Origin of the sequence: Acinetobacter harbinensis (assembly GCF_000816495.1) — a bacterium.
Taxonomy (GTDB): domain Bacteria; phylum Pseudomonadota; class Gammaproteobacteria; order Pseudomonadales; family Moraxellaceae; genus Acinetobacter; species Acinetobacter harbinensis.
This window is the reverse complement of sequence record NZ_JXBK01000002.1, coordinates 104,943-111,102: the sequence shown is the minus strand read 5'-3', so window position 1 is coordinate 111,102 and position 6,160 is coordinate 104,943. Positions and strand designations below refer to the sequence as shown.

The window sequence follows — 6,160 nt, the reverse complement described above, 5'->3', positions numbered from 1 at the left end:
CCCGATCAAAAACTGACTTGCCAAGCCATGCCGAATAAAGGTGATGTAGTTTTAGAAGCCAAGAACGTGACCAAAAAATTTGGTGGTTTGGTGGCCAACAACGATATGAGCCTACAAGTACATGCGGGTGAAATTCTGGCTTTAATTGGGCCAAATGGTGCCGGAAAAAGCACCATGTTTAATCAGCTTTCAGGTGTCGACACACCAACCAGTGGCGAGGTGATTTTTAAGGGTGAAAAAATTAATGGGCAATATTCCCGAAAAATTGCTCAACAAGGCATGAGCCGAACGTTCCAACACGTCAAAATTTTAGCCGAAATGACGGTGCTTGAAAATGTGGCGATTGGTGGGCATTTAAGAGGCCATCAAGGCGTGTTTTCCTCATTGTTACGACTGGATCGCGTGGAGGAAAATATTTTACTCAATGAAGCCAAATTACAATTGGAGCGTGTCGGTTTAGGTGAGTATCTTTATGCAGAAGCAGGCAGTTTAGCTTTAGGTCAACAGCGAATTTTAGAAATTGCGCGGGCGCTTTGTTCTGATCCTTGTGTACTGCTTTTAGATGAGCCGGCTGCAGGTCTTCGACTCAAGGAAAAAGAGGCTCTGGCTGCATTGTTACTCAAACTAAAAGCAGAAGGCATGGCCATTTTGTTGGTTGAACATGATATGGATTTTGTTATGAACTTAGTTGACCGAATTGTGGTGATGGAGTTCGGACAAAAAATTGCGGAAGGTTTACCTGAAGAGATTCAAAAAAATGAAGCTGTACTAGAAGCATATTTAGGAGGTGCAGCATGAACATCGTCGAAAACAATAATTCTGGAAAATGCATTCTTGAAGTCAGTCACTTAAGTGTGGCTTACGGCAAGGTTGATGCACTCATCAATTTTAATATGCGCGTCAATGAAGGACAAATCGTTTCCGTGGTCGGGCCAAATGGTGCCGGAAAAACCACACTCTTATCCGCCATTATGGGCGTACTAAGCTCACAAGGTAATGTCGATTTTGATGGCGAAGTACAGCAATCACCGCAAGTGGAATATATGGTGGGAAAAGGCCTTGGACTGGTACCAGAAAAACGTGAATTATTTAGTTCAATGAGTATTGAGGATAATTTGCTTTTAGGTGCTTTTCAGCGCTATCGACGCGGTGATCGAAAATACAAAGAAACCTTAGATGAGGTCTATGATATTTTCCCGCGTTTAAAAGAACGCCGCACACAAGCCTCGGGCACTTTATCTGGCGGTGAGCGTCAGATGCTGGCGGTAGGACGCGCCTTAATGGCCAAACCTAAACTGCTCATGCTAGATGAGCCAAGTTTAGGATTAGCCCCCCTGATCACTCGTGAAATTTTTAAAATTATTGATCACTTACGTGCAACGGGCGTGTCTATTTTGTTGGTGGAACAAAATGCGCGTGCCGCACTAAAAATGGCTGATTATGCTTACGTTTTAGAAATGGGTGAACTTTCGATGCAAGGCACAGGGGCAAGTTTGTCAGAAGATCCTCGGATTATTGAAAGTTATTTAGGCATCAACAGCAAGCATCAAGAAATTTTATCAATCTAGTTGATCTTGATCAGATAGGGAAAATTGTAATGGATAAATCAGCTCAAATTACCATTTTTGGCGCAGGCGCGATTGGTTGTACTCTTGCTGTGAGTTTAATCCATGCCGGTTTTAATCGAGTTTCGGTCATTGCACGCGGTAAAAATTTAGAGGTGTTAAAAAAACAGGGGCTGTACTTAACCGATTTAAGCGGTGAATATCATGTCTGGCCCTATCAAGTGGTTGAGTCAGTAGATGAATTGCCGCCACAGGATTTTATTTTTATTTGTACCAAAAGTGATGCCTTAAAAAGCATTACGCCCTCGATTTTAAAATTAGTGCATACCGAAACCGTACTCATTCCAATGCTCAATGGTATTCCTTTTTGGTATTTCTATCCAGGGCAAGATTGCTCGTCAGCTCAGATGGTCAAAAGTTTAGATGCAGATGGTTTCCTACAGGATCATTTTCCGTTTAAACAGTTAATCGGTGCGGTGGTTTTTATTACCGCAGAGTTGATCGATCATGGGCGGGTCAAGAGCAATAATCCTTATTTACTCATTTTTGGTGAACCCAATCATTGTATGAGTGAGCGTCTGCAAACGCTACAAGACTTGTTTGAAGATACCACGATAGACGTGCGACTGCATGAGCGTATTCGAGACCAAATTTGGACCAAGGTTTTAGCCAACTTAAGCTCGAATCCTTTATCTGTTTTAACTGGAGCGACGTTAAAGCAAATTTATTCAGATCCTGAACTGATCACTATTACTGCTAGTATATTGCAAGAAACGCGATTGGTGGCGTCAAGTTATGGTGCGCGTATTCAGTTTGATCCGGCTAAATTTTTAGAATTAGGTGCCGATATGGGCGATATTCATACTTCCATGTGGCAAGATTTTCAACAAAAAAAACCATTGGAACTGTCAAGTATTGCAGATGCAGTGTTTGAACTGGCGCAGCATTTTCACATTGCAATGCCGATGACTGAAAAAATTGTCAGTTTGACCCGTTTTGTCAGTGGCAACAGTTTAAAGCATAAATAAAAAGGGAATTTAAAATGAAAGAGAATAGCTTAAATGATGAGTGGGAAATTCGTCAAAAATTAGCGCATTGTTATCATCTTGTTGATTATTTTGGCTGGACCGAAACTATATTTAACCATATCTCTGCACGCGTACCGGGCAAGGAGCATCACTATTTAGTCAATCCATTTGGATTGAATTATTCAGAAGTCACGCCTGAAAACTTACTTAAAGTCGATTTAGATGGAAATAAGGTTGAAACCTCTGAATATGAAGCCAATCCAGCCGGCTTTGCTTTACACAGCGCGGTGCACGGAGCACGCGATGATATTCATTGTTTAATTCATACTCACACCACACCGATTAGCGCCATCGTGCAGAAAAAAAATGGCTTTAAGTATGATAGTTTTTATGGTGCACAACTTTACGGCCGAGTCGGCTATCATGCCTTTGAAGGTATTACGCTCTTTAAAGAAGAAAAACAGCGCATGCTGCAAAGTATGGGTACACATCATATTTTGGTATTGCGTAATCACGGCATTGCCGTGGGAGAAAGTAGTATCGAAAAAGCGTTTTTTTTATTATGGACAGTACAGCGTGCAGCAGAAATACAGTGTCAGGCCGATGCGATGCAAGGCGAAGATGTATTACTCGATCAGAGTGTCAAAGAAAAATGTGCCGCATTAACTTCTACGCTAATTCAGGACAGTGGTTTTGCCACGCTGTTTTTTAATGCAATGGTGCGTAAAATGCAGACCGCTGTTCAGCACAGTTAAACGTCTATCCCTCTGCAATGGGGAGCAGAAAATTATCCGATTGCTGATCGCGCTTCGTTTTATCAATCGACTTTTTATTCTGTTGTTTCTTATCGCCAACCCTATTGGATTGGCTAGATACATTTGCTGCTCAATACATCACCCATATGCCGTGCAATACACGCCATATGGGTGATTTAAACAATCATCTACACTTTAAAAACCATCAACAGGCATTTTTACAGCCGAAGATCTTTGAAAAGCAATCTGCCTAGTGGGTTAAGGTTAACTGGGTTTATATTGACGCGAGCAATAACCACGTAATACCTCGGGTGAGCGAAGTTTTAAGTGCTTGGTTTTTCGACCTGCGGTGCGTGTACGCCATAGTTTAAAGCTACTGCGCTTTAAATGCTGTCGCATCAATTGCACCACGGCAGATTCATCTAAATTAAACTGAAGTTCGATGGCTTCAAAAGGGGTTCTATCTTCCCACGCCATTTCAATAATTCGAGAAGTATCTTCATCAGAAAACTCAACACGATTTGTCACTTGATCACCATTAGTTTGTGTCACTGCATTCATTTTATATTACTCGAATTCAGATAGACTGAATAGCAGCGGACGATGTGAAGATAAAAGTAGCGCAGCCTATCTATATTTCTAGTCAGCTGGCCATCAATAAAATAACTTTATTAAATGGACTGGATTTTTTGGCTTGCATGATCGATACCCAACCGCGCGGCTTCAATTGCACCTGCAATAAAACCTGAATAATGCGGTGAGAATTCACTGGCAATACCGACTAAATGATTTTTCCAAAGGCCTGTATCCGCTGTAGATGCCGGAGCATGGCCATGACTTGCAGTTGCATTTAAGTCCTCTTGCGTAGCAACAAATGGATCTTGCGCCCAATCTTTAAGATACTCATGCAGCGGGGTAGCGGCTTGCTGACCAAATAAGCGAATCAGTTGATGACGACAATGCCTCATCAATTCAGCTTCGGATACGTCTTTTCGAATCGCTGAAGCTACCCCAATAAAACCGAATAAGGCTGCCGTGCCTTGGATTGTTGAAGCATCATGAATTTCAACCAAAGGCCCGATGCTGCTGTGTGCATTTCCAGATAAATGTACGTCACGCCAAAATGCAGTTTGGTAGACCGCGATATACTTGGCATGCGGTGCCATCCAAGTGGCCGTGTTTTGCCACTGTGCCCTAAAGTGCTCTGGAAGTGCTGGTGTAAACTGAATGCTGCTGATGGCCAATCGTGGCGGAATCGCCATCAAAACTTGTGACGTTTGAAAAACTTTCACTTGCCCAGCTTGGCTTGCAACCTGCACTTTTATGCAATGATCTTCATGGCTTAACTGCAGCACTTGATGAGACAATAAAATACGATCTGCGGTTAAACGTGCATAAAGTTGATCAACAAAAGCTTTCATGCCGCCATCAATTCTTTTGCTGGACTCACCATTGAAACCACGTGTGTGTAATGCTGGCTGTGTCGAAGATCGCTCAAGCAACATCTCACCTTGTGTATATTGCTCAAAGCTGCTTAAGTTTAAATCTTTAATCAGCTGTGCAAGCTCAGGTTGTTGATCTTCCCAAAACCATGTTGCACCAAGGTCAAATGCCGCATTTATGCCGGATGAATCAGTTGTAAAAGCAGAATGTAAGCGACCGCCTAAGCTACTTTTTGCCTCGAGAAGTAGATAGTCGGTTATGCCGCGTTGCTCAAGCAGGTATGCCGCATACAGTCCGCTGATTCCACCACCAATGATAATGTATTGATAAGCTGACATTTTCTACCTAATCTAAATTGGTGATGTGTTTCATTGTCTTGATATAGACAATCACTTGATCAGTCGCCGCGATGAGTTCTATTGTAGAGCCTTGTGCCAATCGCAGCCAACTGTGTTTGGGGAAATATTGCCCGTCTGAGGTTAAAGCTCCGGCGATAATCAGAATTTCTGTGAGTTTCTTTACATCAAGCGCCAATACATCATTTTTTTGCAGTCGACGTAATTGTACTGTCTCATTTTCATTTTGAAAAAGCTCACATACAGCTTGAGGCGGTGCATCGCCATGCATCGTTTCAGTATGCCAATTTTCAGCAAGTTGGCTATTGATACGCACACTTTGCTGATCATCTTCACGCATCTGCCGTAATTTTACAAAAATTACCGCGCCTTCTTTACTCGATGGTTGATGCGATGTTCCATCTGGATTACGCAAATACCAGCCGGCAGGATAATCATGCCCCTGTTCAGAAAATACGCCTTCTAATACCAATATTTCCTCACCTTGTGGATGATCGTGTACTGGAAAGACTGAAAGTTGCGCATAACGAACCAGACTGGTCGCTCTGGCTTTTTCCGAACCGATACGATCGAGCATCACGCGGTCGACCCCTGCTTGCGGAGAAGCCGTCCATTGATATTGCTCAGGAGTCATGAAAACCGATTGAGAAAAATCAGCGTTGATCAACATAAAAACTTCCTTCAACCATTAAATGCAGCATCTTAGTTTAACGTCTGCGTGCTGTAACAACACGGCTGTTAGTGTCCGGCCATTACACCGCCATCGACAGGCAGGATGGTGCCGGTAATCCATGCGGCTTGTGAGGAGGCCAAGAATAAAATGGCTTCTGCAACATCTGCGGCTTGACCATTTCGACCTAAGGGATGAAATGCATTAAAGGTCGGTAATGTCTGTTTGACTTGCGCATCACTCATAAAACTATGGTAAATCGGGGTTTCAACCACCGCAGGGGCAACGGTATTAATGCGGATATTTAACCCAGCAAGCTCAATGGCTAAATTATGCGTAAGCG

8 protein-coding genes are annotated in these 6,160 nt (G+C 42.8%); 4 read left to right on the top strand and 4 right to left on the bottom strand.

The window, feature by feature from the left end; genetic code table 11:
- The 4 genes from SE27_RS14155 to SE27_RS12675 all read left to right on the top strand — a co-directional run.
- The coding region (locus SE27_RS14155) for an ABC transporter ATP-binding protein (protein WP_227504658.1) at nt 1-798 on the top strand (798 nt) is incomplete at its 5' end.
- The gene (locus SE27_RS12685; RefSeq protein ID WP_039624173.1) at nt 795-1,568 is read left to right on the top strand and encodes an ABC transporter ATP-binding protein; all 774 of its coding nucleotides are present in this window, start codon (nt 795-797) and stop codon (nt 1,566-1,568) included. The genes SE27_RS14155 and SE27_RS12685, both read left to right, overlap by 4 nt.
- Nucleotides 1,569-1,597: 29 nt before the next feature.
- Nucleotides 1,598-2,593, top strand: a complete 996-nt coding sequence (locus SE27_RS12680) for a ketopantoate reductase family protein (protein ID WP_039624172.1) — start codon at nt 1,598-1,600, stop codon at nt 2,591-2,593.
- A gap of 14 nt (nt 2,594-2,607) precedes the next feature.
- The gene (locus SE27_RS12675) at nt 2,608-3,348 is read left to right on the top strand and encodes a class II aldolase/adducin family protein (protein ID WP_039624170.1); all 741 of its coding nucleotides are present in this window, start codon (nt 2,608-2,610) and stop codon (nt 3,346-3,348) included.
- A 264-nt stretch (nt 3,349-3,612) separates the two neighbouring features.
- On the opposite strand, the gene SE27_RS12670 is transcribed toward SE27_RS12675, so the two are convergent.
- From SE27_RS12670 to SE27_RS14215, 4 genes are all read right to left on the bottom strand, one after another.
- On the bottom strand, nt 3,613-3,909 hold the full coding sequence (locus SE27_RS12670; RefSeq protein ID WP_052251766.1) for a TIGR03643 family protein: 297 nt from the start codon (nt 3,907-3,909) through the stop codon (nt 3,613-3,615).
- 110 nt (nt 3,910-4,019) lie between these two features.
- On the bottom strand, nt 4,020-5,129 hold the full coding sequence (locus SE27_RS12665) for a flavin monoamine oxidase family protein (RefSeq protein ID WP_039624168.1): 1,110 nt from the start codon (nt 5,127-5,129) through the stop codon (nt 4,020-4,022).
- Nucleotides 5,130-5,136: 7 nt separating this feature from the next.
- On the bottom strand, nt 5,137-5,817 hold the full coding sequence (locus SE27_RS12660) for a cupin domain-containing protein (RefSeq protein ID WP_039624166.1): 681 nt from the start codon (nt 5,815-5,817) through the stop codon (nt 5,137-5,139).
- Nucleotides 5,818-5,885: 68 nt separating this feature from the next.
- Nucleotides 5,886-6,160 (bottom strand): SDR family NAD(P)-dependent oxidoreductase (locus SE27_RS14215; RefSeq protein WP_264673638.1); only part of this gene is annotated, 275 nt, incomplete at its 5' end.